We start from the raw sequence: 26,999 nt of genomic DNA, 5'->3' as shown, positions 1-26,999 counted from the left end.
ACTTTTCCCTGGGGGCATGTGATGCGAGCGGTGGTGGCCCGCGGCTACGGCGGACCGGAAGTGCTGGCGGTCGAGGAGGTGCCGGAGCCCCGGCCCGGGCCGGGGCAGCTGCAGGTACGCATCCGGGCGACCGCCCTCAACCCGGCCGATCTGCGCACCCTCAGCGGCGTGCTGCGCGACCTCACCCCGCTGACCTTCCCGCACGTGCCGGGCAGCGACTTCGCCGGTACGGTCACCGAACTCGGCGCCGGAGTCGGCGGCTACCACCCGGGCGACGAGGTGTTCGGCGTGGCGCTGCCACGTGCGACCGGCCGCATGGCCTCGATGCTGTCCGACCCGCCGTCGCTGACCACCGGCACGATGGCCGAGTACGCGGTGTTCGAGGCTGACACCCCGGCGATCACCCGGCGTCCGGTCGGCCTCGACCCGGCGCGCGCCGCCTCCCTCCCTATCGCCGGCCTGACCGCGCTCGCCCTGACCCGGGCGCTGCCACCCGCCGATGCGGACGGCGCGACGGTGCTGGTGCTCGGCGCGGCCGGGGGAGTGGGTGGTGCCGCGGTGCCGCTGCTGGCCGCGGCCGGTGCGCAGGTGATCGCCACCGGGATCCCCGCCGACGAGCGGTACCTCCGCGGGCTCGGTGCCGCGGAGGTCGTCGATCACCGTGCCGTCGATCCTGTCGCCGAGACGCTCCGCCGGTACCCCGACGGGATCGACACGCTGGTCAACCTCGCCCTACCGGGGCCGGCGCTGGTTGCGGCGAGCCGGGTGCTGCGACCCGGTGGCCGGCTGCTGAGTGCCGCGTTCCCGAGCCCCGACCCGGCCCTGTTCGCCGCCGGCCTCACCCTGGCCACGGTGTACGCCACGGCCGGGCCGGGCGACCTGGCGCTGCTCGCCCGGTCCGCACTGGACGGGTTGCTGCCCGACACGATCGGCCGTCGGTACCGGCTCGACCGGGCGCCGGTCGGCTACGCGGACCTGGTGGACCGGCACGTACGCGGCAAGTTCGTCGTCACGCCGTAGCCGGGCCGGGGGCGGCCGGTGCCGCGGGGCCGGCGATGCCGGCGAGCATCATGTCGACCAGCCGCTCGGCGAGCCGCTCCTTGGGCAGGTGCGGATGCCAGCGAAACGCGCTCTGCAGCGTCATCGGGCCGGTCAGCGCCGCCAGCGCCAGCTCGATGTCCAGGTCGGGGTCGAGCTCGCCGGTGCCGACGCCGCGGCGCAGCACGTCCCGGATGACCTCGCGGCGCTTCTCCATCCAGTCCATGTACCGCTGGTAGAGGGCCGGGTTGCGTTTGATCTCGGGCATCAGGCACGGCATGATCTGGCCGGCCCGGTTGTTCGCCCGGCCGACCAGGGTGAGCAGCGCGATCAGGTCGGCCCGGACCGATTCGCCCCGGGGTGTCGGGACATCGCCCTTGAGTGCCACGACGGCGTCGGAGACCAGCGCCTCCTTGTTCGCCCAGCGGCGGTAGACGGTGGCCTTCCCGACGCCGGCACGAGCCGCGACCGCATCCATCGACAGCGCCTCGACGGTGGTGCCCTCGGCGATGAGATCGAGCACCGCGTCGACGATCGCCTCGTCGACGCGGGCGCTGCGCGGCCGCCCCGGCGGCCGCGCAGCGGTGCTCTCGCGCGTGCTCACGACAACTATTCTCGCCGGCTACCCACCGTCTCGGCCACCCGGTCGGGTGCCGACCGCTGCGCCGGCACCTGCCGGTGCTGGGCGGTGTAGCGTCCGGGCAGCCAGCGCAGTACCACCGCGGCACCGAGTACCGCGACGATCGCCGAGCCGGCCGCGGCGGCGTGCATGGCGGACAGGAACGCCTGGTTGGCCGGTTCGATCAGCGACTGCCCGGCCGGGCCCATCGCGGCGGCGACACCGTCGGTGGCCGGCAGCGACTCGGCCGCGGTGGCCCGAGCGGCGTCCGGCAGCCCGGTCAGGTGCGGGGTGATCTGGCCGCGGTAGACCGATGCCAGGACCGATCCGAGAACGGCAACGCCGAGCGCGCCGCCGACCTGCCGGACGGTGTTGCCGATCGCCGAACCGACGCCGGCCCGTTCCCGCGGCAGTACCGACATGATCGCCTCGGTGGCCGGCGGGGTCACGTTCGCCATCCCGACGCCCTGGACGAAGAACAGCACCTCCAGTACCCACAGCGGGGTGTCCGCGCCGAGCTGGGTGAACCCGGCCAGCGAGAACGCCACCAGCACCATGCCGACGGTGCACACCAGCTTCGCCCCGCGCTGGGCGACCAGCCGGGAGCTCAGCGGGGCGAACACCACCTGGGCGGCGGCGAACGGCAGCATCAGCAGGCCGGCCTCCAACGGGCTGAAGCCTCGCACGTTCTGGATGTAGAACACCGAGAAGAAGAACGTGCCCATGGCGGCGAAGAACATCAGGCCGGTGGCGCCGACCGCGGCGGAGAACCGCGGGTCGCGGAACAGCGTGACGTCCAGCGCCGGGTGGCTGCTGCGCCGCTCGTAGGCGACGAACCCGGTGAGGATCAGCACGCCGGCGGCGAGCGGGCCCCAGACGGTGGGGCTGCCCCAGTCGCCGTGATCGCCGCCGTGCACGACCCCGTACACGAGTGCGACCAGGCCGGCGATGGACAGCAGGACGCCGACGATGTCGATCTTGCCCGGGTTCGGGTTACGCGACTCGGGCACCAGCGCCACGATCGCGATCAGGCCGATGGCCACGATCGGTACGTTGATCAGGAAGACCGAGCCCCACCAGAAGTGCTCCAGCAGGAAGCCGCCCAGGATCGGGCCGATGGCGATGGCGAGGCCGACCGAGCCGCCCCAGATGCCGATGGCGCGGGCCCGTTCCCGCGGGTCGAACACGTTGGAGATGATCGACAGCGTCGCCGGCATCACGGCGGCGCCACCGAGGCCCATCAGCGCTCGGGCGGCGATCAGCGCGCCCGGCGAGGTCGCGTACGCGGAGACCAGCGACGCGAGGCCGAACACCACCAGGCCGGCGATGAGGATCCGGCGCCGGCCGTGCCGGTCGCCGAGGATGCCGAAGCTGAACAGCAGCCCGGCGAAGACGAGGGTGTAAGCGTTGATGGCCCATTCCAGCTGGCTCTGGGAGGCGCCCAGGCCGGCCTTCGGATCGGCGATGACCTTCATCGCCACGTTCAGGACCGTGTTGTCGAGGACGACCACCAGCAGGCTGACGACCATGACCCCGAGGATCAGCCAGCGGCGGGGATGCCCACTGTTCTCGGCCGCGTCCATGTCACTCCGATTCAGATACGAGACTGTGTCGTAACGAAATTAGGCCGCCGGCCCGGATTTCGAAACTGGTTTGTCTCGTAACCCACACCATCGGCGTGCCGGGAATAGCCGATCGGCCGATGCCGGGCGACTATGTCGGCATTGACATACCAGGTTGCGCCGGACCATGCTGATCCGGTCGCGAGGTGCGACACCGGGTCGGCCAGCCACGAGGGGGAGCCCATGACCGCCGACAGACCGAGCCGATGGCGTCGCGGTACCGGACACGCCGCGGTGCTGGTGGCCGCCGCGCTGGTGGTGGCGGTGACACCGGCGAGCGCCGCGCCGCCGGCCCGCGCCGGCGCTCCGGGCGGGCCGACACCGGGCGCCGCCGGCATCGGCGACCCGCTGTTCCCGGACGAGGGCAACGGCGGCTTCGACGTCACCCACTACGAGCTCGCGATGCGCTACCGGCCGGACGACCGTACGGTGACCGCCCGGACCACCGTGTCCGCCCGCGCCACGCAGGCGCTGTCCCGGTTCGACCTGGACTTCGACGGCAACACGGTGACCGGCCTGACGGTCGACGGCCGTGCGGCCGACTACCGCCGGGACGGCGACGAGCTGGTCGTCACCCCGGCCCGCCCGGTGCCTCGCGGCGCGCGCTTCCGGGTCGCCGTCGACTACCGGGCCGACCCGGCCGGCACCCACCACTGCGCCCCGGCCAACAGCCCGATCACCTCGGGCTGGCTGCCCACCAGCGACGGGTTCGTCACCGCCGGCCAGCCCAGCTGCGCCCGGTCGGTGTTCCCCGGCAGCGACCACCCCAGCGACAAGGCGAGCTACACGTTCCGGGTGACCGTGCCGGACGGGCTGACCGCCGTCGCCAACGGCGCGTTCACCGGACGCGCCGAGCACGCCGGCGAGACCACCTGGACCTACCGGCAGCGGGTACCGATGGCCACCGAGCTGGTGCAGGTCGCCGTCGGCCACTACACCGTGCAGACCAGTGCCGGGCCGGACCACACCACGATCCGCAACGTGGTACCGACCTCGATGGCCGGCACGCTCGGCCCGGACCTGGCGGTGACCGGGCCGCAGCTGGCCTGGATGCGCCGGCAGGCCGGCAGCTACCCGTTCGCCACCTACGGCGTGCTCGCGGCGCCGGCGAACTTCCGGTTCGCGCTGGAGTGCCAGACGCTGACGCTGACCTCCGCCGGCATGTTCACCGCGCTGCCCCGGTCGTACTGGTCCCCGGTGCTCGCGCACGAACTCGCGCACCAGTGGTACGGCGACTTGGTGGCGCCGGCGCGCTGGTCGGACGTGTGGCTCAACGAGGGACACGCGAGCTACTACGAGGCCAGCTGGGCCGACCGGCAGGGGTACGCGAGCTTCGTGGACCGGATGCACACCGCGTACACCCACGGTGACACCTGGCGCGACCGGTACGGGCCCGTCGCCCGGCCGTCCGCCGACGACCTGTTCAACGAGGGCGTGTACGACGGCGGGGCGCTGGTGCTCTACGCGCTGCGGGAGAAGGTCGGCGCCGCGCGGTTCACCGCGATCGAGCGGGCCTGGGCCGCCAGGTTCGCCGGCGGCAGCGGCACCACCGGGCAGTTCGTCGCGCTGGCGAGTTCGGTCGCACACCGCGACCTGCACGGTTTCCTCACCGCCTGGTTGTACGGCACGCACACCCCGCCGATGCCCGGACACCCGGACTGGCGCACCGACCCGGTCGGCTGAGCCGACCGCATGATTCGCCGGCCGGGCCGACAGCACCAGGCGCTGACCCGGCCGGCAGCCCGAATCGCCGGCCGGGAGCGGTAGCTGGCACGGCCGGTCGAGCAAGCAGGCAGGATGTGGCGGGTGAACACGCTGGGATTCGCGATCCTCGGTCTGCTCGCCCGCCGCCCGCTCAGCGGCTACCGGGTGGCACAGCTGATGCGGGAGCCGATCGGCTTCTTCTGGAACGCCGGCCACGCGCAGATCCACGGCACGCTGCGCAAGCTGGTCGAAGCCGGCTGGGCCGAGTACCGCACCGAGCCGGGCCCCGGTCCGCACGACAAGAAGCTCTACTCGGCCACCGCGGCCGGCCGGGCCGCCCTCGCCGAGTGGGCGGCGAGCCCGCTACCGACCCCGCAGCCGCACGACGAGCTGCTGCTGCGGGTGTACAACGGCTGGCTCGCCGACCCGGACACGATGCGCGACATGCTCACCGCCGAGATCGAACGCCGGGAGGCGTCGCTCGCGCACTACCTCGCGGTCCAGGCCGAGTTCGAGGCGGACGGCACCCCGACGGATCCGCGCAGCACCCGGTTCGTGGACTACGCCACGGTGCTCAACGGCATCGGCTCGGAGCGCAACGTCCTGGACTGGCTGCGCTGGCTGGTCACCAAGCTGCGGGGCTGATCGGGCGACGGGGGCGCCGATCGGCCCCGCCATCCGTCCACACAGGACGATCGGGCGGCCGGTGGGCACGGCGGCTTTCCCCACCGGCCTACACTCCGGGCCATGCAAGATCCACCGGCCGGCGTCGCGCTGGGCATCGACTACGGGACCTCCAACACGGTCGCGGTGCTGCGCTGGCCGGACGGCAGGGTACGCCCGGTGCTGTTCGACGGCTCCCCGCTGCTGCCCTCCGCGGTGCACCGGGACGCCGACGGTGCGCTGCTCGCCGGCCGCGACGCGGTGCACAGCGCCCGGCTCGACCCGGCCAGCTACGAGCCATACCCGAAGAGCCGCGCCGGCGACGACGCGCTGCTGCTCGGCGGCGTCGAGGTGCCGGTGGCCGAGGCGGTCGCGGCGACGCTGCGGCTGGTGGCCGCCGAGGCGAGGCGCTCGGTCGGCGCGGCGCCCGACAGCGTGGTCCTCACCTACCCGGCGGCCTGGGCGGCACCGCGCCGCGGGGTGCTGCACGACGCGGCCTCCCTGGCCGGGCTGCCCGCGCCCCGGCTGGTGCCCGAGCCGGTGGCCGCCGCGGCGTACTTCACCTCGGTACTCGGGCACCGGCTCGGCCCCGGTCAGCAGCTCGTGGTGTACGACCTGGGTGCGGGCACGTTCGACGTCTCCGCGGTACGCCGTACCGCGGACGGTTACGAGGTGGTCGACGTGGACGGGCTCGGCTCGTTCGGCGGGCTGGACCTGGACGAGGTGGTGGTGCGGCAGGTCGGTGCCGCCGTCGCGGACGCCGATCCGGACGCCTGGCGGCGGCTGACCGCACCCGAGACCGCCGCCGACCGGCGCGCGTTCCGAACCCTGTGGGACGACGCCCGGGCGGCCAAGGAGATGCTGTCCCGGCGCAGCGCCGCCGGCCTGTTCGTGCCGCTGCTCGACCGTGACGTGCAGATCAGCCGGGAGGAGTTCGAGGCCGCCGCCGGCCCGAAGCTCGCCCGGGCCGCCGAGCTGACCGCCCAGTTGATCGAGCGGGTCGGCATCGGGACCGCCGAGCTGGCCGGTATCTTCCTGGTCGGCGGCTCGTCCCGGGTACCGCTCGCCGCCACCACCGTGCACCGCGCCACCCGGGTGGCGCCCGACGCCCTCGACCAGCCCGAGACCGTCGTCGCCGAAGGCGCCCTCCGCACCGCCGCCGCCCGGGCGAGCTCCGACCCGACCGCCGCCCGCGTGACATCCGGCCCACCCGCCGACTCCGGTACCGTTGCCGCCGGCCCGGCGACGAACAGGCAGCTGGTGCCGAGCGGGGCAGCTGGAACCGCCGGGTCGGCGGCGACTCCGGTGAGCGCTCTGCCCCCGCCGCCGGGCCATCGGTCGACGACGCCGGCCCGGCCGTCGTCGGATTGCTGGCTGCTGGCAACCCACACGTCCAAGAAAGGGTGCGCGAGCCTGCCAACGCCGGTGTTCACCCCTCCATGGCACCGTCGATCGCGCTGTTCGCCGGCGCACTCCTGGCGAGTCTCGCCGGCTGGGCACTGGCCATCCACCTCGCCGCGCTCCCGGGCATACTCGTCGGCTTCGTGACCACGCTCGCCCTGGTGACGACCGCGGGATGGCTGCTGGCGCAGCCGTGGCCGGCCCGGCCCGCCGACGGCGACGGCCACCGCCGTCGTGCCGTTGCGGCCACCAGCGTCGGGATGCTGTCGTTGTTCGGTACCACGACGGCCCTCGCGATGGGTCACGAGTTCTGGTGGCTGTACACCGGGTACGGCTACGGCGAAGACCTGGTAGTGGCGGCGCTGACGTTCTGCCTGCCGGCGCTGGTGCTCAGCGTCGTCTTCGCTCGGCTGGCCCGCCGGGCGCCGGTACTGGCCGAAACGCGGTCGCATGGTGTGCGGGCGATGTGGTGGTCCGCCGCCTGGTGGCTGGTCCTGCCGACCCTCACCTCGACGATCATGTGCATGGTCTCCCAGTACAGCAGCGGTCTGTACTGGCTGCGCTGGTTCGGTCTCGTGGTCCCGGTGGCGCTGATGGTGGTCGCGGCCGCCTTGCTGGTGCGTGACTGGCGCCGGCGCTGCGGTCCGCCGGCCAACCGGGTGCAGGTGGGCGTCGGTGTCGTCGCGTTGGTGCTCTTCGGTGGGGGACCGGTGCCACGCTGGGTAACGTGCTCGCCTTCGGCGCGCTCGGGTTGGTCCCGCACGACCTGTGGCAGCCGGCACTGCTCGCGCTGGCGTGCGGGGCGGCGAGCGTCGGCGCGCTCGCGCTGCTGCATCGCGGAATGGCCGGTCGCACCGCCGGGTGAGCAACCGAAGCGCCTGGTGCGCAACGGCGTTCGCGGACGCGGACGGGCAACGCCGCGTCGGCGGGATCGGAATGGGCAACCGCCGCGAGCGAAGGAGCGCACCTCCCGTCGGCGGGTGGGAACGCGGCGCGGCCCCGGTCGGCGTACCGACCGGGGCCGCGGCTGCTGCGGGTCTCAGGCGGGCAGGCTGGCCACGCCCTTGGGCAGGAACCGCTGGCCGGTGACCTTCTCGCTGTAGCCGGTGCGGTCCAGGTACGGCGTGATGCCGCCGAGGTGGAACGGCCAGCCGGCACCGAGGATCATGCACAGGTCGAGGTCGGCCGCCTCCGCGACGACACCCTCGTCCAGCATCAGCCGCGCCTCCTGGGCGAGCGCGGACAGGGCCCGGTCGCGTACCTGCTCGGCGGTCAGCACGGTGTCACCGACCTTGAGCAGGCCGGCGAGATCGGGGTCGACCGACTGCCGGCCCTTCTCGTCCCACACGTACACGCCGGGCTTGCCGGCCTCGATCAGCCGGGCCAGGTTGTCCGACACCTTGAACCGGTCCGGGTACGCCGCGTGCAGCGTCTCGGACACGTGGTGCGCCACCGGCATCCCGACGAACTGCAGCAGCACGAACGGGCTCATCGGCAGCCCGAGCGGCTCCAGCGCCTGGTCGGCCACCTCGACCGGGGTGCCCTCGTCGACGGTGGAGAACACCTCGCCGAGGAACCGGGTGAGCAGCCGGTTCACCACGAACGCCGGCGAGTCGGTGCACAGCACCGAGTTCTTCTTCAGCTGCTTGCTGACCGCGAACGCGGTCGCGAGCGTCGCATCGTCGGTCGCCTCGCCGCGGACGATCTCCAGCAGCGGCAGCACCGCGACCGGGTTGAAGAAGTGGAAGCCGACCACCCGTTCCGGGTGCTGCAGATCGGCCGCCATCTCGGTGATCGACAGCGACGAGGTGTTCGTGGCGAGGATCGCCTCGGCCGGCACGATCGGCTCGATCTCGGCGAACAGCGCCTTCTTCACCGCCATGTCCTCGAACACGGCCTCGATCAGGAAGTCCGCGTCGGCGAACACCGACTTGTCGATCGAGCCGGTCACCGACGCCTTCAGCCGGTTGGCCTTGTCGGCGCTGATCCGGCCCTTGCCGAGCAGCTTGTCGACCTCGGTGTGCACGTACGCCACGCCCTTGTCGACCCGGGACTGGTCGAGGTCGGTGAGCACCACCGGCACCTCCAGCCGGCGGGCGAACAGCAGCGCGAGCTGGCTCGCCATCAGTCCGGCGCCGAGCACGCCGACCTTGGTCACCGGGCGGGCGAGCGACTTGTCCGGCGCGCCGGCCGGCCGCTTCGCGCGGCGCTGCACCAGATCGAACGAGTACAGCCCGGCGCGGAACTCCTCGCTCATCAGCAGGTCGGCGTTGGTCTCGTCCTCGGCGGCGGTGCCCTCGGCGAACGGCGCCGTCTCCGCCTTCGCCATCAGCGAAAGCGCCCGGTACGGCGCGGGCGCGCCGCCGTGCAGCCGCGCATCCGCGATCGCCCGGCCCTTGGCCAGCGCCGCCGCCCACGCCTCGCCGCGCTCGACCTCCGGCCGCTGCACCTTCGTCTCACCGGCGACCACCGAGGTGGCCCAGGCGAGCGAGCGCTCGAGGAAGTCGGCCGGCTCCAGCAGCACGTCCGCGATGCCCAGCTGGTACGCCTGCTTGGCGCGCAGCATCTTGTTCTGGTTGAGCGGGTTCTCGATGATCACCTTGACCGCGTTGTCGGCGCCGATCAGGTTCGGCAGCAGCTGGGTGCCGCCCCAGGCCGGCACGATGCCGAGGAAGCACTCCGGGAAGGCGATCGCCGGTACCGAAGCCGACAGGGTGCGGTAGTCGCAGTGCAGCGCGAGCTCCAGCCCGCCGCCCATGGTGGCACCGTTGACGAACGCGAAGGTCGGGATCTGCGAGTCGCGGAACCGGGCGAACACCCGGTGCCCGTAGTTGGTGATCAGCTTCGCCTGCTCGCGGTCGCGCAGCAGGTGCATGCCGGTCACGTCGGCGCCGACGCAGAAGATGAACGGCTTGCCGGTCACCGCGATCAGCCGCACCGCAGGGGAGTGCGCCTCGATCTCGTCCATCGCGGCGTTCAGGTTCGCCAGGCCGGCCGGGCCGAGCGAGGTCGGCTTCTTGTGGTCGAACCCGTTGTCCAGGGTGATCAGCGCGGCCTCGCCGGACAGCGCCGGCACCGGGACGTAGCGCACGTGTGCCGAGGTCACGACCTCGTTGTCGAACACCGGAATGTCGCTCACTTGTTGCCCTCCCATGCCGGGTTCTCCCAGATGACCGAGCCGCCCATGCCGATCCCGATGCACATCGCGGTCAGGCCGTACCGCACCTCGGGGTGCTCGGCGAACTGGCGCGCGAGCTGGGTCATCAGCCGGACGCCGGAGGACGCGAGCGGATGGCCCATCGCGATCGCGCCGCCCCACTGGTTGACCCGCGGGTCGTCGTCGGCGATGCCGAAGTGGTCCAGGAACGCGAGCACCTGCACCGCGAACGCCTCGTTCAGCTCGAACAGGCCGATGTCGTCGATGGACAGCCCGGTCAGCCGCAGCGCCTTCTCGGTCGACGGGATCGGCCCGACGCCCATCACCTCCGGCTCGACGCCGGCGAAGCCGTAGCCGACCAGCCGCATGGCGGCCGGCAGGCCCAGCTCGGTGGCGACCTCCTCGGCCGCGATGATCGAGCAGGTCGCGCCGTCGTTGAGGCCGGCCGCGTTGCCCGCGGTGACCCGGCCGTGCGGCCGGAACGGGGTCTTGAGCCCGGCGAGCTTCTCCAGGCTGGTGTCGCGCGGCGCCTCGTCGATCGTCGCGACACCCCAGCCCTCCTCGACCGAGCGGGTCGCCATCGTGACCAGATCGGGCTGCAGCTTGCCCGCCGCGTACGCCTTGGCCACCTTCTGCTGGCTGGCCAGCGCGAACGCGTCGGAGCGCTGCTTGGTGACGCCGGGCATCCGGTCGTGCAGGTTCTCCGCGGTGGCGCCCATGATCAGCGCGGACGGGTCGACCAGCTTCTCGGCGATGATCCGCGGGTTCGGGTCGACCCCCTCGCCCATCGGGTGCCGGCCCATGTGCTCGACCCCGCCGGCCAGCGCCACGTCGTACGCGCCGAACGCGATGCCGGAGGCGACCGTGGTCACCGCGGTCATCGCGCCCGCGCACATCCGGTCGATCGCGTACCCGGGGACGGTCTTGGGCAGGCCGGCCAGCAACGCGGCGGTGCGGCCGATGGTCAGGCCCTGGTCTCCGATCTGGGTGGTCGCCGCGATGGCGACCTCGTCGATGCGCTCGGGCGGCAGTTCCGGGTGGCGGCGGATCAGTTCGCGGATGCACCGGATGACCAGGTCATCGGCGCGGGTCTCCGCGTACATGCCGCCCGCCTTGCCGAACGGGGTGCGCACGCCGTCGACGAAGACGACGTCGCGGACGCTACGGGGCACGCGAGCCTCCTTGCAGGTACGGGCTTCTCCTGCCGATGCTACTCGCCAGTAACGAGCGATTTGCACGACACCCCAACTGTGCATCCGGTCACAGTGGTACCCGTGGCGCCGGTGCAGGTGTCCGCGACGGCGCCGCCCGGCGCGAGGTGTGATCGGGAGCGGCCGGTGCCGGCGCACCGGGCCGGCGGGGTGCCCGGCCAGCGACGCGTCCCGGCGGCGCTGTCCCCGCGGCGCTGTCCCCGCCGCGCTGCCCCGGCGGCGCTGCCCCGGCGGCGCTGGCTCCGCGGCGCTGCCCCGGCGGCGCTGGCTCCGCGGCGCTGTCCCGGCCGGCACGCGGACCTGCGGCAGCGCCGGGCGTCACTCGTCGGTGAGGGCCCCGGTGAGCGCGTCCAGGGTCAGCCCGATCTGCCAGGACCGTGCGCCGTGCTCGGCCAGGAACACGCGCACGCTCGCCTGGTCCACCGGCTGCGGGGGAGACCAGGCCAGTCGCCGCAGCGTGTCCGGGGTCAGCAGGTTCTCCGGCGGCACCGTGTGGTCCGCGGCGATGGCGCCGACGGCAGCGCGGGCGCGGACCAGCCGGGCCGCTGCCGCTGGGTCCCGCTCGGCCCACCGGTGCGTCGGCGGCGGCCCGTCCGGCGGCACGCTCACCGCCGGCAGCTCAGCCGCCGACAGCGCCTTGGCCTGCAGCAACGCCTCAAGCCAGGTACCGCCGAGGCGCCGCGCACCGCGGCCGGCGAAACCGGGCACCGCGGTCAGCTCCCGCTCGTCGCCGGGGTCGGCCTGGGCGGCCGCGACGATGGCGGCGTCCGGCAACACCCGGCCCGGGCCGTGTCGCGGCGACGGGCCACCTCGTCCCGGGCCGTCCACAGCGCCCGCACCCGGGCCAGGCCACGGGCGCCGCGGACCCGGTGGATGCCGGACGTGCGCCGCCACGGCTCGGGCCGCGGCCGCGACGGCAGCCCGTGTACCAGCGCGGCGAACTCCTCGGTGGCCCACTGCGACTTGCCCTGACGGCGCAGCTCGGCGTCCAGCGCGTCGCGCAACTCGACCAGCAGCTCGACGTCCAGCGCGGCGTAGGCGAGCCAGCTCTCCGGCAGCGGCCGGGTGGACCAGTCGGCCGCCGAGTGCTGCTTCTCCAGCGCGAAACCGAGCAGCCGCTCGGTGATCGCCGCCAACCCGACCCGTTCGAAGCCGGCGAGCCGGGCCGCGAGTTCGGTGTCGAACAGCCGGTGCGGCCGCAGGTTCAACTCCGCCAGGCAGGCCAGGTCCTGACTGGCGGCGTGCAGTACCCACTCGGTGTCGGCCAGCGCGGCCGACAGCGCGGACAGGTCGGCGCCCGCGTCGGTGATCGGGATCGGGTCGACCAGCGCGGTGCCGGCGCCGGACCGGCGCAGCTGCACCAGGTAGGCGCGCTGGCTGTACCGGTAGCCGGAGGCGCGCTCGGCGTCCAACGCGACCGGGCCGGTGCCGGCGCCGAACCGGGCGGCGAGGCCCGGCACCGCGGCCGCGTCGGCGACCGGTTCGGGGATGCCCTCGCGAGGTTCACGCAACAGCACCGGAGCCGGGGCGTCACCGACCGCTGTGTCCTGCGTGCTGTCCGCAGGCGCGTGGGTGGTGGCGTCCTGCGGTACCGGCGTTGATGCGTCGACCACCCGCCCACCGTACGGGCAAACCGCCGCCGATTGCCGGCCGCCCCGGCCGTGGCGGGTGTTTTCTTCCGACCCGCCCCCGTTTCGGCCGGACCCGTTTCCGCCCGCTTCGCCGGCACGCGCCCACGGGTACCGGTCCCGGCCGGCGTCGGGTAGTCTCCGCCCGCCCGACCGGCTCTTCCCGGTACTGGCGGGCAGCGGCTACGGTGTGCCAGCGGGTGTGTCCGCGGCTCGGACGTGTGCCGCACGAGCCGGTGCCGGCCTCAGTCGGCACCACCCCACCCCGATCGCCAGGCGCCCGGGGCAGCGCACCGTGGAGGACCGCAATCAGATGACCGACCCGTACCCGCCGGACGGCCGGCCCGAGCCCGCTCAGGGCGGCCAGCCGGAAGCACCAGCCCCCACCTCGGCCGCAGCCGGCCCGCCGGCTCGGCCGGCGTCGGTGGCGTCGACCTCGCCGGCCGGTCCGGACCCGGGAGCGCCCGACCCGTCGATCCCGTCCGCGGCGACGAGCCCGGACACCGCACCGCTCCCCTCGACGCCGGTCGCCGGCGGCACGCCGTACCCCGGTGCACCCGCCCAGCACGCCGGGCCGTACCCGGGCGTGCCCGCCGCGGACTCGCAGCCGAACTCCGGTGCGCCGACCCAGGACGCCGGCCCGTATTCGGCTGCGCCGGCCCAGGACGCCGGCCCGTACCTCGCCGCGTCCGGCTCGGATGGCACTGGCTCGGTCGTTCCCCAGCAGCCCGATGCCGGGCAGTTCGCCGAACCGCCGGTCGCCGGGGATGCCGCACCGGAGGCGGCCGGCACGTCGCAGTCCGCCGGTCCGTACCCGCCGGCTCCCACCGGCCCGCCGTACCCGCCGACCGCTGGCGACGCGCCGTACCCGCCGGCGCCCGGCCAGTACCCGCCGGCGCCGGAGTCGGGCCTGCCCCCGGTGCCCGGCGCCGAACAGCCGGACGGCGGTGGGCGCTGGTCGGACGGCACCTCCGCCTGGTCCGCGCAGCCGCCGGTCGGGCAGCCCGGCCCGCAGCCGGGTGCGCAGCCGCCGCTGTCCGGGATGCCCGGCCAGCCGATGCTGGCCGGCCCCGGTTGGCAGCCGCCGGCCCCGCAGCGCGGCCGACTCGGCACCGTGGTCGCGGTGCTCGCGGTCGTGCTGGTGGTGGTCACCGTCGTGCAGACGGTGCTGCTGGTGGAGACCAACTCGGCGCTCGGCGATCAGAAGAAGGCGGCGGCCGCCGCCCGGGCGAAGAGCGATCGCCGGCTGGCCAAGCTGGAGAACGACGTCGGCGGCCTGCAACAGCGGGCGAAGCGGTCGCTGGACTCCGCCGGGGTCGCGGCGAAGGTGCTGCCCAGCGTGTTCCAGGTGGACGCCGGGGAGTACTCCGGTACCGCCTTCGTGGTCGGCTCGGCCCCGGGCGGCGGTACCTACCTGCTGACCAACCACCACGTCGTGGAGCACCTGCTCGCCTCCGGCAGCAAGTCGGTGAAGCTGGAGCGCTCCGGCGGTTCGTACCCGGCGAAGGTCGTCAAGTACGACTCGGGTCGGGACATCGCGCTGCTGCAGTGCGACGAGAGCTTCGGCGCGCTGGGCGTGGTCGACAAGCCGGTGCGTTCCGGTGAACCGGTCGTGGTGGTGGGCTCCCCGCTGGGGCTCGGCGACTCGGTCACCGCCGGCGTGATCAGCTCGCCGGAGCGCGAGGTGCCGGGCAGCGACGAGAAGTTCATCCAGTTCGACGCGGCGATCAACCCCGGCAACTCCGGTGGCCCGGTGCTGAACGCGAAGGGGCAGGTCGTCGGCATCGCCACCGAGAAGGCGCGGGACGCGGAGGGGATCGGCCTCGCGATTCCGATCTCGATCCCGTGCGACAAGTTCTCGGTGTGCGGGAAGTGAGGGCGGGCCGGTTGCCCGGACCAACGATGATCGTCACACGGCCACCGGCGGTAGGGGCTGCGGACAGTTCCTTCGCCGGGTCCGTTGAGGCAGGGGGCGACCGCCCCATGGAGGAGGAGTCACGATGAGCCAGCCGGGCTACCCCGGTGGTCCGTTCCCGCCCGACAACAACCCGCAGCAGCCGGGTTGGGGCGCCGGAGCGCCGAACAACCAGCCGCCGCCCGACCCGTACGGGCAGCCGCAGCCGATGGGCGGTTTCGGCGAGCAGCCGCCGCCGCAGCAGGGCGGCTACGGTGAGCCGCCACAGGGCGGCCAGCCGCCCAGGGTGGGTTCGGCGGCCCGCCCACCAGCGGGATGCCGGGCGTCCCGCCGACCAGCGGCTCCGGTGGCTACGGCGCGCAGCCGACCAGTGGCCCCGGGTTCGCCGGGCCGCCGCCCGGCCCGTACCCGCCGGAGCAGCCGCAGGCGGTCGGCGACGGCCCGCAGCACACCATGGCGTTGCCGGCGATGGGTCCGGGCGGGCCCGGCGGCATGCCGCCGGAGAACCGGTTCGCGTCCGCTCCGAGCGAGCGCAAGAAGGGCCCCTGGCTGCCGGTGCTGGCCGCGGTCGCCGCGGTCTTCCTGATCCTCTCGGCGACCATGACCGTGCTCTATGTCTCGAAGAACGGCGACTACAACCAGCAGAAGAAGCTCGCCGCTTCGCGACAGCAGACGATCGACTCGCTGAACGCCAAGTCCGACAAGCTCAACAAGGAACTGGCATCGGTCAAGAAGCAGCGCGACGACGCCAAGTCCGCCCTGTCCGACGCCAAGGACAAGAACGCGAGCGTGACCAAGGAGCGCGACACGATCGGCAAGTGCCTGACCCTGCTGGAGCAGGCGCTGGCCGCGGCGTCGAAGAACGACGACAAGAAGGTCAACAAGCTGCTCAAGGACCTGCAGGACCCGTGCAACAAGGCCGACGCCTACCTCGGGAACTGACCGCCGTCACCGCTGGCCGACGCGACGAGCCGGGGGAAGCCGGGCGCCCGCCCGCTTCCCCCGGCCCGGTCAGCGGCCCAGGTCGCTCACGCCGGGCGGTGGCAGGCCGGCGGTCGACGAGAGCAGGGCGCACCAGGCTTCCAGGTGGGCGCCGAGTTCGGTGGACAGCGGCGTCCAGGAGGCCCGGATCTCCAGGTCGGCGGTGGCCGGCGGCCCGGCCAGCTCGCCGAACCGGGTGGACGTCGTCTGCGTGACGGTGCCGCCGACCGCGGTGTAGTCGGCGCCGTGCGCCTCCAGCGCGTCGATCAACCAGCTCCACCCGACGGCGGGCAGCAACGGGTCGGCCGCGAGCTCGGGTTCGATCTCCGCGGTGAGGTAGCTGACCAGCCGCAGCGTGCCGTGCCAGGCCGGGTGACCCTGCGGGTCGTGCAGCAGGACCAGCCGGCCGGTGGACACCTCGTCCTCGTCGCGCAGCACCGTGGCGCCGATCGCGTGCGCGAACGGTGCGAGGCGTTTCGGCGCCGGCAGCGGGTCGAGCGCGATCTCCGCCCGCGGCCGGACCGAGGTCAGCCCCTGCACGGCGCGCGTGAACGTCTCGGGGGCAGCACGGTCGACGGCGCCATGCCACGAGACTAGGCGGCGTGGCGCCCGCGGTCCGGCAGGGCACGCCGGGGGACACGGACCGTTGGCCACGGACCGCCCGGATTGTGGGTGCCCGAGCCGGTTTCTCGCCACGACCCACCCGCAGCGGTACACCGCGGGCACCCGAGGGTGTACACCGCGGGCGCCCGAGGGTGTCGTACGCCGCGGGCACCCGACGGTGCGGTACGCCGCGGGCACCCGACGGTGCTGCCCGGACGCCGTGCGAGGATGACCGCGATGAGCACGCCGACGAGTACCGAGTCCCCGTTCCTTGCCGCCTGCCGGCGCCGTCAGGCCGGCCGCCGGCCGGTCTGGTTCATGCGGCAGGCGGGCCGCTCGCTGCCCGAGTACCGCGCGCTGCGCGAGGGCGTGCCGATGATGACCGCGTGCTCCACGCCCGAACTGATCACCGAGATCACCCTGCAGCCGGTGCGGCGGCTCGGCGTGGACGCGGCGATCCTGTTCTCCGACATCGTGGTACCGCTCGCCGCGATCGGCATCGACGTGGACATCCGTCCGGGTGTCGGCCCGATCGTGGCCGAGCCGGTGCGGGACGAGGCCGCGGTCGCGGCGATCCGGCCGCTGGCCGCCGACGACGTCGACTACGTGTCGGCGGCGGTGCGGATGCTGGTCGCCGAGCTCGGCGACACCCCGCTGATCGGGTTCGCCGGGGCGCCGTTCACGCTGGCCAGTTACCTGGTGGAGGGCGGGCCGTCCCGCAGCCACGCCCGTACCAAGGCGTTGATGCACGGCGCGCCGCAGGTGTGGCACGAGCTGTGCGCCCGGCTGGCCGGGATCGCGGGTGAGTTCCTGCGGGTGCAGGTGGCGGCCGGCGCGGCGGCGGTGCAGCTGTTCGACTCGTGGGCCGGTGCGCTGTCCGCCGCCGACTACGCCACGTTCGTCGCCCCGCACTCCGCCGCGGTGCTGCGCGCGGTCGCGGAGGCCGCGCCGGAGGTGCCGCGGATCCACTTCGGCGTCGGTACCGGGCACCTGCTGCCGGCGATGGCCGAGGCGGGTGCGGACGTGGTCGGTGTCGACTGGCGTACCCCGCTGTCGGACGCGGCGGCCGCGGTCGGCCCGAACCGGGCGGTGCAGGGCAACCTGGACCCGGCGCTGCTGCTCGCACCGTGGTCGGTACTGGCCGACGAGGTGCGGCGGATCTGCGCCGAGGGCGACGAGGCGGCCGGGCACGTGTTCAATCTCGGCCACGGGGTGCTGCCGGAAACCGATCCGGACATGCTGGCCAAGGTGGTCGATCTGGTGCACCGGCTGCCCCCCGCGTAGCCGGCGCGGGTGCGCGGGCAATGATGGAGCCGTGCACGTAGCGGTCGTGGGTGCCGGGATCAGTGGGCTGAGCGCGGCGTGGCGTCTGCGCCGCCGCCTCGGCCCAGGTGTGGACATCACGGTGCTGGATCAGTCCGGCCGCCTCGGTGGCAAGCTGGCCACCGGCGAGGTGGCGGGTGTCCGGGTCGAGCAGGGCGCCGAGTCGGTGCTGCTGCGGGATCCGGTGGTCGCCGAACTGGCTGCCGAGCTCGGGCTGGGCGCGCTGGCGCATCCGGCGCCGTTGCCGGCCGGCATCGTCGCTGCGGGAGCGACCCGGCCGGTGCCTCGCGGAACCCTGCTCGGCATCCCGGCCGATCCGTCCATATTGGATAGTTCCGGCCCGGCACGGGCCACGCCGGAGCCGCCGGGCGGGCCGGACCCGCTGCTCGCGCCCGGCGCCGACGTGTCGGTCGGTGCCCTGGTGCGCCCCCGGTACGGCGACGAGGTCGTCGACCGGCTGGTCGACCCGCTGCTCGGCGGGGTGTACGCGGGTCGCGCCGACGACCTGTCGCTCGCCGTCACGGTGCCCGCGCTGCACGCCGCCGCGCAGCGGGAAACCACCCTGTCCGCCGCGGTCCGGGCCGCGCAGGCGGCGACGCCGAAGGCGACCGGCCCGATGTTCGGCGTGCCCGCCGCCGGGATGTCCGCGCTGGCCACCGCGCTGGCCGCGGCGAGCGGCGCGACCACCCGGCTGGACGCGCCGGTTCGCGAGCTGGCGCCGACCCCGGCCGGCTGGCGGCTGACGATCGGGTCCACCCGCGATCCCGGGTACCTGACCGCCGACGCCGTGGTGCTGGCCGTACCGGCGCGGCCGGCCGCCCGGCTGCTGACCGGGTTCGCCCCGGCCGCCGCGGCCGAGGTCGGCGTGCTCGACTACGCGAGCATCGCGCTGGTCACCCTGGTGCTGCCCGGCGACGTACTGCCGGCCTCGTCCGGGTTCCTGGTGCCGGCCACCGAGGGGTACGCGGTCAAGGCGGCCACGTTCGTCGGGCACAAGTGGCCGCACCTCGCCGCGCCCGGCGTCTCGCTGGCCCGCCTGTCGCTCGGCCGGTACCGCGAGACCCGGGTGCTGCAGCGCGACGACGCCGACCTGGCCGAGCTGGCCCGCGCCGACCTGGCGGCGATCCTCGGCACCCGGCTGCCCGACCCCGTCGGGGTACGGGTGCAGCGCTGGGGCGGCGCCCTCCCGCAGTACGGGCCGGGGCACGTCGACCGGATCGCCCGGGCCCGGGCCGGGCTCGCCGGATACCCGACGCTCGCGCTGGCCGGCGCCGGCTACGACGGGGTGGGCATCCCGGTCTGCATCCGGTCCGGCTTCGCCGCCGCCGACCGTCTCGCCGCCGTCGCCCCGGACCCGGCCGCTCCGGCCGGCGTCGCGCACGCCGGTACCGCCGAACCCGCCGAGATCAGCACAGGAGAGTGACCATGGCCGAGGAGACCGCGAGCAACGCCGCCCGGATCCGGGAACTGAACGCGACCGCGCGGTACACGATGTGGTCGGTGTTCGCCGCCACCGCGCCGCTGCCGACCCTGCGCGACGAGCTGACCGGCGAGTTCACCGGGCTGTTGGCCGCGTTGCCGGACAAGGGCGTGGTGGTGCGCGGTACGTACGACGTGTCCGGGCTGCGGGCCGGCGCCGACCTGATGGTCTGGTGGCACTCGGCCGACCCGGACGCCCTGCAGGACGCGTTCGGCGCGGTCCGCCGCACCCAGCTCGGCCGGTACCTGACGCCGACCTGGTCGTCGATGGCGGTGCACCGGCCGGCCGAGTTCAACAAGAGCCACCTGCCCGCGTTCCTGTCCGACGAACGGCCGCGCAACTACGTCGCGGTCTACCCGTTCGACCGGTCGTACGAGTGGTACCTGCTGCCCGACGACGAGCGCCGGTTCATGCTCGCCGAGCACGGCAAGATGGCCCGCGAGTACCCGGACGTGCGGGCCAACACGGTGCCCGCGTTCGCGCTCGGCGACTACGAGTGGATCCTCGCGTTCGAGGCCGACGAGCTGCACCGCATCGTCGACCTGATGCGCGAGCTGCGGGCCGCGACCGCGCGCCGGCACACCCGGCTGGAGATCCCCTTCCACACCGGCCGGCGGCGCGACGTCGCCGAGATCATCGCCGCGCTGCCGTAACGGACCGGCCGAGCTGATGTCCGCGCCGGACCCCGCCCCGGCCGCGCCGGCCACCGCCGGCGGGTCGACCGCGGCCACCGAGAGCGGGTACCGGCAGTGGCGGGCCGCGGTCCCCGGCGCGACCCTGTGGACCCGCCGGGTCGGCCCGGCCGGTTCGACCGGGCGGATCCTGCCGGACGGCTGCCTGGACCTGATCGCGGTCGACGGCGAGCTGCTTGTCGCCGGCCCGGACACCCGGGCACAGTGGTCGACCAGCCCGCCCGGCGCCCGGTTCGCCGCGGTACGGTTCGATCCCGGCGTCGGGCCCGCCGTGCTCGGCGTCCCCGGGTACGAGCTGCGCGACGCCCGGGTGCCGCTGGCCGCACTGTGGCCCGCCCACCGGGTCCGGGCGCTGGCCGGTCGCATCGCCGGGAGTGCCGACCCGGCCGCGGCACTGGCCGCCGCGCTCGCCGAGCCGCTGCACGCCGCGAACGATCCGGCGCTGCGGGCGCTGGTCGCCGAACTGCGCCGCGGTACCCCGGTCGGTGCGGTCGCGGCCGAGTCGTACCTCAGCGAGCGGCAACTGCACCGGCGCTGCCGCGACGCCTTCGGGTACGGGCCGAAGACGCTGGCCCGGATCCTGCGGATGAACCGGGCGCTGGACGCGGCCCGTACCGGCCGGAGCCTGGTGCAGGTGGCGGCCGCCTTCGGCTACGCCGACCAGGCCCACCTGACCCGGGACGTGCGGGCGCTCACCGGCGTACCACCCAGCACCCTGCTCACCGGCTGATCCGGGGGCCCGGCGGGCGACCCGGCCGGTCAGCCGAGCGGGGCGTAGAGGTCCACGCCGTTGCCGTCGGGGTCGAGCAGGCTCGCATACCGCTGCCCCCAGGGGGCGTCGAACGGCGTCGTGGTGCCCCGGTGGCCGGCGGCGACCATCCGCTCGTGGACGGCGTCGACCTCCGCCGGGTCCGCGCAACGGAACGCCAGCGCGATCCGCGGGCTGCCGCTCGGCGCGGTCCAGTCCGGGTTCAGCGAGCGCACCACGTCGAGGGTGTCCCACATCAGCCGGAGGCCGCCGGGCAGCGGCGCCTCCACGTGCGGTTGGTTCTCGGCCCCGGCGGGGATGTCCAGCCCGAGCGACCGGTAGAAGGCGAGCGAGGCGGCCAGATCGGTGGTGACCAGGCCCAGGCAGTCGAGTTGTGCGGTCATGCCGGCCACGCTAGCCGCGGCACCCGGCGGGCCCCTTGACGAAATCGGACGCGTACCCGCACCGAACGAACCGGCCGGGCGCCCGTCGCGGGGGACGGGCGCCCGGCCGGTGGGCGAACGCGGTCAGCGGGCGAGGGCGCCCATCGGGTCCCAGGCCGGCAGCACGGTCGGCTCGCCGGCCAGCGCCTCCCGCAGCTCGGCCGGCAGCAGGTCGGCGCGGGCCGCGATCTCGAACACGTACTCGTCGAACCACGAGTCGGTCATCGTGAAGAAGCCCTCCTGGCCGAGGTCGGTGCCCCAGGAGTTCTCCACCCGCCAGCGGCGCGGCGCGCCGTCGTCGGCGATGTCCACGCCGGTGAACAGCATCGCGTGCGACATCGCCGACTCGTGGTACGCGAGCCGCTCGGCCTTGCTCAGCCCGAACGTCGTGGAGTAGACCGACGGGTAGTCGAGCAGCTTCGCGTCCCACACCCCGAGCTTCTTGTCGAACTGCTGCGCCACGTCGCAGCCGAACCACACCGGCTCGCCGCCGGTGATCGTCTTCGCCGCGACGTCCTTGAGCACCGCCATGTCCACGTTGAGGTAGACCACCGGCGCGCCGCCCAGCACGTTGCCCAGGTACTCGACGGTGTAGGTGCGGCCGGTCGGGTTGCGCGGGTCGTGCACCAGGCAGACGTAGTCGGCCAGCGGCAGCTCGACGTAGCGCTGCGCGAACTGCTGCGGGGTCAGCTCGCCGTCCCGGTGGTACTGCCGGTCGGCGTCGGTCCACTGCCACTCGAACCGCTCCGGCGGGTTGCCCAGGTGGATGGCGAGCACCCGGTACACCACGGCGAGGATCTCGCGCCGCTGCTCGTCGAGCTCGGCGTCGGTGGCGCCGGCGGCGGCCGCGGTGCGCAGCGCGTGCGCGCCCTCGCGCAGCACCTTCTGCAGGATCGAGTTCATCCGGGCGGTCTGCCCGGACGAGTCGGTCTCCGGCATCGCCGTCTTCGGCACCAGCCCGTGCTTGGCCACCAGCGCGACGAACATGTTCCACTGGCCGCCGTCCTCGGCCACGGTGCCGAGCAGGTGCGCGACGGTACGGTCGTCGACGTCGGCGCCGGCGGTCTCGATCATCGCGGTCAGGAAGTAGTTGGCGCGCTCCAGCTTGTCCCAGAACATCAGGTGGTTCTGGGAGAACTCGAAGTCCTTCAGGTTCAGCTTCCGCTTGGCGCCGACCCGCAGCAGGTTGAGCCCGGCGAACAGCCAGCACCGGCCGCTCTTGCGCTGGTCGGTGGCCTTCCAGTCGTCGAGCAGGTGGGACACGGCGTGGTCGATCCCGTTGCCCACCGAGCGGTCCAGCGCCACCTGGTCGACCGGGGTCGCCGCCACGGCGTTCTGCGCGAGCCGGTTCGCCGGGTTCGCGGCGAACTGCTTGCGCAGCAGCTCCAGATCGTCGGTACCGAGAGCGTTTCGGCTGCCAGCGTCCATGCCTGCTTCCTTTCCACCGGGCATCGCTGCGCCGGCTGTCGGGCGAGAGACCCCGACCGCAGGGGGTGTCGGGTCGCCGGGGCCTCGTACGGCGCCGCGACCAGCCGATCGACCGGCGCCGATGCCGACCCTACGTGGCCGGTGGGTGGTCGCGCGAACGCACCATCGGTGTGTGCGGGATGCCATCTTCCAGATAGCCCTCGCCATCCGGTCGAAAGCCGTACCGGGCATAGAATGCGGTCAGATGGCTCTGCGCGCTGAGCGCGACGGTGCGTGGCCCGATCGCGGCGAGCGCCTGGTCGAGCAGCTGACCGGCGAGGCCAGCGCCGCGCTCGTCGACCGCGGTGCACACCCGGCCGATCCGGGCGGTGCCGCCAGGCTCGGCAAGGATGCGCAGGTACGAGGCGATCCGGCCGCCCCGCTCGTACCACAGGTGTACGGTGTCCGGTTCGGTGTCCCGGCCGTCGAGTTCCGGGTACGGGCAGTCCTGCTCGACCACGAACACGTCCACCCGCAACCGCAGGATCTCGTACAGCTCGGGGCCGGAGAGCTGCGCGAACCGGGCCCGTCGCAAGGTCAGGTCACTCACACCACCGAGCCTATTGCGCCCGACCGCGACACCCGCCACGGGCACCGGCCGCAGTCACCGGGTGGGCGCGGACACCCGGTCGGACGGTCTGTGGCGCCCGGCCGGCGCCCGGCCACCCGCGGTTCTCGCCGGTGCCCTTCCACCGGATCAGGAGGCGGGCTCGCGCGGCTCCAGGGTCAGCGAGATCGAGTTGATGCAGTACCGCTGGTCGGTGGGGGTGTCGTAGCCCTCGCCCTCGAACACGTGGCCGAGGTGCGAGTCGCAGGTGGCGCAGCGCACCTCGGTGCGGGTCATGCCGAGGCTGGTGTCGGTGATCAACCGGACCGCCTCGCCGGCCAGCGGGGTGTAGAACGACGGCCAGCCGCAGTGCGACTCGAACTTGGTGTCGCTGCGGAACAGCTCCGCCCCGCAGGCCCGGCACCGGTAGACACCCTCGGTGGCGGTGTTCACGTACTCCCCGGTGAACGGGCGCTCGGTGGCCGCCTCCCGCAGCACCGCGAACTCCTCCGGGCTCAGCCGCTCGCGCCACTCGTCGTCGGTGGCCGGCAGCGGCCGGCTGGTGCTCTGCTCAGTCATGCTTCCACGGTACGTCGCCCGCCCAGCCGCCCCGGTGCTCTCGTGGTCGCCGGCGCGAAGGCGTCCTATCGTTCGAATCGGGTCCGATCGACGTGATGGAGAGGTTGACTGGCGGCATGGCTTTGCAGGGAGAGTACGTTCCGAGTCCGTCCCAGCACTCGCGGGACCAGGTCGAGCTGTACGAGAGCTCCGGTGGCACCGAGGGCACCACGATGCGCGGCATGCCGGTGGTGATCCTCACCAGCCGTGGCGCCCGTACCGGCAAGATCCGCAAGACGCCGGTGATGCGCGTCGAGCACGGCGGCGAGTACGCGGTGGTCGCCTCGCTGGGCGGCGCGCCGAAACACCCGGTCTGGTACTACAACCTCGTCGCCGACCCACACGTCGAACTGCAGGACGGGCCGGTCAAACAGGCGATGGTGGCGCACCAGGCGACCGGCGCCGAGCGCGACACCTGGTGGCAGCGTGCGGTCGAGGCCTACCCCGACTACGCCGACTACCAGACGAAGACCGACCGGATCATCCCGGTCTTCGTGCTCACCCCGGCCGGCTGACCGGCCACCCGGCCGGACGAGGGCGGCGGCGCCGCCCGGGCCGCGCCGTGGCGCGACACCGGGCGGCGCCGGTGGCTACGGCCGGATCCGGGCGATCTGCGGGTCGTGATCGCTGGTCTGGTTGGCGAACTCGCTGTTGATGTGCACCACCTGGTAGTCGTGCCGCGGCAGCAACGACGGCGAGATCAGCAGATGGTCCAGCACCTCCGAGTTGCCCTCGTAGTCGTAGGTGTAGCGCTCGGGCAGTGGCAGCGTGTCCGGCAGGTCGACGAGCGAGCGACCGGCGGTCAGGGTGTGCGCGGTGTCGGAGAACTCGTAGTCGTTCAGGTCACCGAGCACCACGATGTCCGCCGACCGGTCGATCGCCTGGATCTGCCCGACGAACTGGTGCACCAGCACGGCCTGCTGGTCGCGCTGCTGCTCCGAACCGCGCGCCGGCGGCTGGTAGCGGCCCATCAGCGGGTCGTCGCCGCCCTTGGACGCGAAGTGGTTCGCGATCACGAACAGCGGCTTGCCGTGGTACGAGAACTCGCCGGCGAGCGGCTTGCGCGAGTCCTGCCAGGCGTCGTCGGCCGGTGCCACCCGCCCCGGCGAGTGCGTCAGCTGCGGTACGCCGTGCACCGAGGTGACCGCCTCCGGGGTCGTCGCGTCGCCGGGCGAACGGTCCACGAAGGACAGCCCGCGGTCGGTACGGAACAGGAATCCGACCCGGATGTTGCCGCCGGGCTGGCCGCCGTCCTGGTCGTTCACCGGGTCGATGGAGCGCCACCGGTAGTGCGGCCCGCCGGCCGCGGTCACCGCGTCGATCAGCTTGTTCCAGGTCACGTCCGCGGCGACCACGCCGTCGTTGGTGGCCCCGTCGTTGTCCTGGATCTCCTCCACCGCGACGATGTCCGGCGACGCCAGGTTGTGCACGATGCCGGTGGCGAGCTTGGCGTACTTGCTCGCCGGGTCGGCCGGCGCGAGGTTCTCCACGTTGTAGGTGGCGATCGACAGCTCACCCGCCCGCTGCGGCCGGGTGGTGCCCGGCCGCAGCCCGCCGGAGACGACCGTCGGCGTCGCGGTCGGGTAGAGCATGTAGTTGCCGAACTGGTAGTCGAGCACCCCGGACACGGTGCCCGGCAGGCGATCGCCGGTGTTCGCGTCCGGTACCTTCGCCAGCGTCGAGGACAGGATCAGCCGGCCGGTGTTCGCGTTGTCGTAGCCGGTGTACTTCACACCGCCGTTGCGGGTGCGCACCCCCGGGTCGCCGGCCGGCATCACCGGCAGCTCACCGTACTTGTTGGTCGGGCCGACGGCGGTGGCGTGCCGCACCGCGACGAGCATCCCCTCGACCGACTCGTAGGCATCGAGTGCGTTGTGCCGCGGGTCGAACGTGGCGCTCTTCTCCACGTCGCCGGGCGCGTCGGTGCGCACCGCGCGCGGGATGCGCAGCCCGCCGGGGCCGAGCACCCGCGGCTTCGGCAGCCGCGCGTCGTGCCCGGTGACCGTGACGGTCGGCCGGGTCAGCTCGGTGGTGGAGAGGTTGGCGGCGCTGTTTCCCGGTCGGTACTCGCTGACGGTGCCGGCCACCGACACGCTGTCGCCGCGCGCCACCGTCGGCTTCGCCGAGGTGAACACGTACAGGCCCTCGCTGGTGGCCGGGTTCCGGTCCGGGTGCGGGTCCTGGAACCAGAAGCCACGCGGGCCGACCGCGGTGACCACGCCCGGTACCTCGGTGACCGCCTTGCCGGTCAGCGGGGAGCGGTGCGCGGCGCCCTGGATGTCGTGGATGCGGGCCGGCTCGCCGGTGGGCGGCGGGGTGCTGCCGGTACCGGCCGGGGCCGGGTCGCCGACGGTGAAGTCGGTGGCGTTGTCGTCGGAGTCGGCGGCGTCGCCGCGCAGCGCGGCGGTGGTGTTGGACAGCGCCGGTACCGGGCTGCCCTCGGCGTCGGTGACCTTCCCGTACCCCACGAAATCGCGCACGCTGCTGGTGCCGGCGCAGGACGCGCCGCAGGTCAGCGCGGTGCCGGCGGTGACCAGTGCGACCCGGCCGGAGGTGGCGCTCATCGCGATCGAGCCCGTCACGTTCGGGTCGGTCAGCGGCGTGCTGCCGCCGGCACCGGCCGCCTCGGCGACCAGGTAGCTCGCGCCGGCCGGGATGCTGCCGGTCAGCTTCGTGACCTGCCAGCTGGTGCCGCTGGCCGACGCGTACTGCACGCTCCAGCCGGACACGTCCACCGCGGTGCCACCGCGGTTGCTCAACTGCACGTAGTCGTTGGTGAGGGTGGCGCCGGAGTTGCCGCCGCCGCCGTACACCTGGGCGATCACCACGTCGCTGGATGCGGCCTGCGCGGGCGCGACCGCGGCGAGGGTCAGGCCACCGGCCGTGGCGAGGGCGAGCGCGCCGCCGAGTACGGCGCGTCGCCGCCGTCGGCGCACGGCGGCTGTGATGCGTGACAACACGCTGAGTCCTCCTGGATCGGTAGGGGAGGACGGCCGGCGCCCCGAGCCTCGTCGGCAGTCCCGTCGGTACCTCTGCGCCGCCCGGCGTGGGCAGCCCTTCTGCCTACCACCCGGAGCCGGACAAGTCAGTAACGCCGCGGTATCGACGCCCTGAAGTCCACCCGACCGGCGGGGGCGGG

Annotated in this window: 21 protein-coding genes and 2 pseudogenes; 12 read left to right on the top strand and 11 right to left on the bottom strand. The window is 73.8% G+C overall.

Going from position 1 to position 26,999, the window contains the following annotated elements:
• The first annotated feature begins 21 nt into the window (after positions 1-21).
• Positions 22-1,020 (top strand): NADP-dependent oxidoreductase, encoded by a 999-nt coding sequence (locus tag Athai_RS17070; protein ID WP_203962400.1) that lies wholly within the window; start codon positions 22-24, stop codon positions 1,018-1,020.
• Here the strand turns inward: Athai_RS17070 and Athai_RS17065 are convergent.
• Complete coding sequence (locus Athai_RS17065) at positions 1,010-1,642, bottom strand: TetR/AcrR family transcriptional regulator (protein WP_203962399.1); 633 nt, start codon at positions 1,640-1,642, stop codon at positions 1,010-1,012. The two genes, Athai_RS17070 and Athai_RS17065, sit on opposite strands and share 11 nt — an antisense overlap.
• A gap of 5 nt (positions 1,643-1,647) precedes the next feature.
• Positions 1,648-3,240: an MFS transporter gene (locus tag Athai_RS17060; protein WP_203962398.1), complete on the bottom strand. Its 1,593-nt coding sequence runs from the start codon at positions 3,238-3,240 to the stop codon at positions 1,648-1,650.
• 222 nt (positions 3,241-3,462) lie between these two features.
• Between Athai_RS17060 and Athai_RS17055 the strand changes: the two genes are divergently transcribed.
• The 4 genes from Athai_RS17055 (at position 3,463) to Athai_RS17040 (ending at position 8,150) form a co-directional block, all read left to right on the top strand.
• Positions 3,463-4,962, top strand: a complete 1,500-nt coding sequence (locus Athai_RS17055) for a M1 family metallopeptidase (RefSeq protein ID WP_203962397.1) — start codon at positions 3,463-3,465, stop codon at positions 4,960-4,962.
• 123 nt (positions 4,963-5,085) lie between these two features.
• A complete protein-coding gene (locus Athai_RS17050) occupies positions 5,086-5,628 on the top strand; it encodes a PadR family transcriptional regulator (protein ID WP_203962396.1) in 543 nt (180 codons plus the stop codon).
• Positions 5,629-5,730: 102 nt separating this feature from the next.
• On the top strand, positions 5,731-7,194 hold the full coding sequence (locus tag Athai_RS17045) for an Hsp70 family protein (protein ID WP_203962395.1): 1,464 nt from the start codon (positions 5,731-5,733) through the stop codon (positions 7,192-7,194).
• 113 nt (positions 7,195-7,307) lie between these two features.
• Positions 7,308-8,150: a hypothetical protein gene (locus tag Athai_RS17040; RefSeq protein ID WP_203962394.1), complete on the top strand. Its 843-nt coding sequence runs from the start codon at positions 7,308-7,310 to the stop codon at positions 8,148-8,150.
• Here the strand turns inward: Athai_RS17040 and Athai_RS17035 are convergent.
• From Athai_RS17035 to Athai_RS17025, 3 genes and pseudogenes are all read right to left on the bottom strand, one after another.
• Positions 8,087-10,177, bottom strand: a complete 2,091-nt coding sequence (locus tag Athai_RS17035) for a 3-hydroxyacyl-CoA dehydrogenase NAD-binding domain-containing protein (RefSeq protein ID WP_239157420.1) — start codon at positions 10,175-10,177, stop codon at positions 8,087-8,089. The genes Athai_RS17040 and Athai_RS17035 overlap by 64 nt on opposite strands.
• A gap of 5 nt (positions 10,178-10,182) precedes the next feature.
• On the bottom strand, positions 10,183-11,376 hold the full coding sequence (locus tag Athai_RS17030) for a thiolase family protein (protein WP_203962392.1): 1,194 nt from the start codon (positions 11,374-11,376) through the stop codon (positions 10,183-10,185).
• A gap of 357 nt (positions 11,377-11,733) precedes the next feature.
• Positions 11,734-13,028 (bottom strand): annotated as a pseudogene (locus Athai_RS17025) (HRDC domain-containing protein).
• Positions 13,029-13,356: 328 nt separating this feature from the next.
• Between Athai_RS17025 and Athai_RS17020 the strand changes: the two are divergent.
• Positions 13,357-14,919: a trypsin-like peptidase domain-containing protein gene (locus Athai_RS17020; protein ID WP_203962391.1), complete on the top strand. Its 1,563-nt coding sequence runs from the start codon at positions 13,357-13,359 to the stop codon at positions 14,917-14,919.
• A 354-nt stretch (positions 14,920-15,273) separates the two neighbouring features.
• Complete coding sequence (locus Athai_RS17015; protein ID WP_203962390.1) at positions 15,274-15,900, top strand: hypothetical protein; 627 nt, start codon at positions 15,274-15,276, stop codon at positions 15,898-15,900.
• 69 nt (positions 15,901-15,969) lie between these two features.
• On the opposite strand, the gene Athai_RS17010 is transcribed toward Athai_RS17015, so the two are convergent.
• A complete protein-coding gene (locus tag Athai_RS17010) occupies positions 15,970-16,479 on the bottom strand; it encodes a DUF3000 domain-containing protein (RefSeq protein WP_239156998.1) in 510 nt (169 codons plus the stop codon).
• A 291-nt stretch (positions 16,480-16,770) separates the two neighbouring features.
• On the opposite strand from Athai_RS17010, the gene hemE reads away from it, so the two are divergent.
• From hemE to Athai_RS16990, 4 genes and pseudogenes are all read left to right on the top strand, one after another.
• Complete coding sequence (hemE, locus tag Athai_RS17005; RefSeq protein WP_203962388.1) at positions 16,771-17,826, top strand: uroporphyrinogen decarboxylase; 1,056 nt, start codon at positions 16,771-16,773, stop codon at positions 17,824-17,826.
• 31 nt (positions 17,827-17,857) lie between these two features.
• Positions 17,858-19,201: pseudogene (hemG, locus tag Athai_RS17000) on the top strand (protoporphyrinogen oxidase); the annotation flags it as partial.
• Positions 19,202-19,290: 89 nt separating this feature from the next.
• Entirely contained in the window at positions 19,291-19,998 is a 708-nt protein-coding gene (gene hemQ, locus Athai_RS16995) for a hydrogen peroxide-dependent heme synthase (protein WP_203962386.1), read from the top strand.
• Positions 19,999-20,014: 16 nt separating this feature from the next.
• Complete coding sequence (locus Athai_RS16990; protein WP_203962385.1) at positions 20,015-20,767, top strand: helix-turn-helix domain-containing protein; 753 nt, start codon at positions 20,015-20,017, stop codon at positions 20,765-20,767.
• A 29-nt stretch (positions 20,768-20,796) separates the two neighbouring features.
• Here the strand turns inward: Athai_RS16990 and Athai_RS16985 are convergent, their stop codons facing one another.
• From Athai_RS16985 to msrB, 4 genes are all read right to left on the bottom strand, one after another.
• A complete protein-coding gene (locus Athai_RS16985; protein WP_203962384.1) occupies positions 20,797-21,189 on the bottom strand; it encodes a VOC family protein in 393 nt (130 codons plus the stop codon).
• Positions 21,190-21,312: 123 nt separating this feature from the next.
• Positions 21,313-22,656: a C1 family peptidase gene (locus Athai_RS16980; RefSeq protein WP_203962383.1), complete on the bottom strand. Its 1,344-nt coding sequence runs from the start codon at positions 22,654-22,656 to the stop codon at positions 21,313-21,315.
• 130 nt (positions 22,657-22,786) lie between these two features.
• A complete protein-coding gene (locus Athai_RS16975; protein ID WP_203962382.1) occupies positions 22,787-23,245 on the bottom strand; it encodes a GNAT family N-acetyltransferase in 459 nt (152 codons plus the stop codon).
• Positions 23,246-23,392: 147 nt separating this feature from the next.
• Positions 23,393-23,821 (bottom strand): peptide-methionine (R)-S-oxide reductase MsrB, encoded by a 429-nt coding sequence (msrB, locus tag Athai_RS16970; protein WP_203962381.1) that lies wholly within the window; start codon positions 23,819-23,821, stop codon positions 23,393-23,395.
• A 116-nt stretch (positions 23,822-23,937) separates the two neighbouring features.
• Between msrB and Athai_RS16965 the strand changes: the two genes are divergently transcribed.
• Complete coding sequence (locus Athai_RS16965) at positions 23,938-24,375, top strand: nitroreductase family deazaflavin-dependent oxidoreductase (RefSeq protein WP_203962380.1); 438 nt, start codon at positions 23,938-23,940, stop codon at positions 24,373-24,375.
• 75 nt (positions 24,376-24,450) lie between these two features.
• Here Athai_RS16965 and Athai_RS16960 read toward each other — a convergent pair whose 3' ends face one another.
• Positions 24,451-26,820 (bottom strand): lamin tail domain-containing protein, encoded by a 2,370-nt coding sequence (locus Athai_RS16960; protein ID WP_203962379.1) that lies wholly within the window; start codon positions 26,818-26,820, stop codon positions 24,451-24,453.
• Positions 26,821-26,999: the final 179 nt, after the last annotated feature.

Origin of the sequence: Actinocatenispora thailandica (assembly GCF_016865425.1) — a bacterium.
Lineage (GTDB): Bacteria > Actinomycetota > Actinomycetes > Mycobacteriales > Micromonosporaceae > Actinocatenispora > Actinocatenispora thailandica.
Note: the sequence above shows the minus strand (reverse complement) of the source record. Positions and strands in the feature narration are given on the sequence as shown.

Coding starts and splice junctions, on each gene's coding strand:
- Athai_RS16980 (WP_203962383.1), bottom strand. CDS start 22,656: ATGGACGCTGGCAGCCGAAACGCTCTCGGTACCGACGATCTGGAGCTG.
- Athai_RS16965 (WP_203962380.1), top strand. CDS start 23,938: ATGGCTTTGCAGGGAGAGTACGTTCCGAGTCCGTCCCAGCACTCGCGG.
- Athai_RS16985 (WP_203962384.1), bottom strand. CDS start 21,189: ATGACCGCACAACTCGACTGCCTGGGCCTGGTCACCACCGATCTGGCC.
- Athai_RS17070 (WP_203962400.1), top strand. CDS start 22: ATGCGAGCGGTGGTGGCCCGCGGCTACGGCGGACCGGAAGTGCTGGCG.
- hemE (WP_203962388.1), top strand. CDS start 16,771: ATGACCGCGATGAGCACGCCGACGAGTACCGAGTCCCCGTTCCTTGCC.
- Athai_RS17055 (WP_203962397.1), top strand. CDS start 3,463: ATGACCGCCGACAGACCGAGCCGATGGCGTCGCGGTACCGGACACGCC.
- Athai_RS17060 (WP_203962398.1), bottom strand. CDS start 3,240: ATGGACGCGGCCGAGAACAGTGGGCATCCCCGCCGCTGGCTGATCCTC.
- Athai_RS17040 (WP_203962394.1), top strand. CDS start 7,308: ATGCTGTCGTTGTTCGGTACCACGACGGCCCTCGCGATGGGTCACGAG.
- Athai_RS17015 (WP_203962390.1), top strand. CDS start 15,274: ATGCCGGGCGTCCCGCCGACCAGCGGCTCCGGTGGCTACGGCGCGCAG.
- hemQ (WP_203962386.1), top strand. CDS start 19,291: ATGGCCGAGGAGACCGCGAGCAACGCCGCCCGGATCCGGGAACTGAAC.
- Athai_RS17045 (WP_203962395.1), top strand. CDS start 5,731: ATGCAAGATCCACCGGCCGGCGTCGCGCTGGGCATCGACTACGGGACC.
- Athai_RS17020 (WP_203962391.1), top strand. CDS start 13,357: ATGACCGACCCGTACCCGCCGGACGGCCGGCCCGAGCCCGCTCAGGGC.
- Athai_RS16990 (WP_203962385.1), top strand. CDS start 20,015: ATGTCCGCGCCGGACCCCGCCCCGGCCGCGCCGGCCACCGCCGGCGGG.
- msrB (WP_203962381.1), bottom strand. CDS start 23,821: ATGACTGAGCAGAGCACCAGCCGGCCGCTGCCGGCCACCGACGACGAG.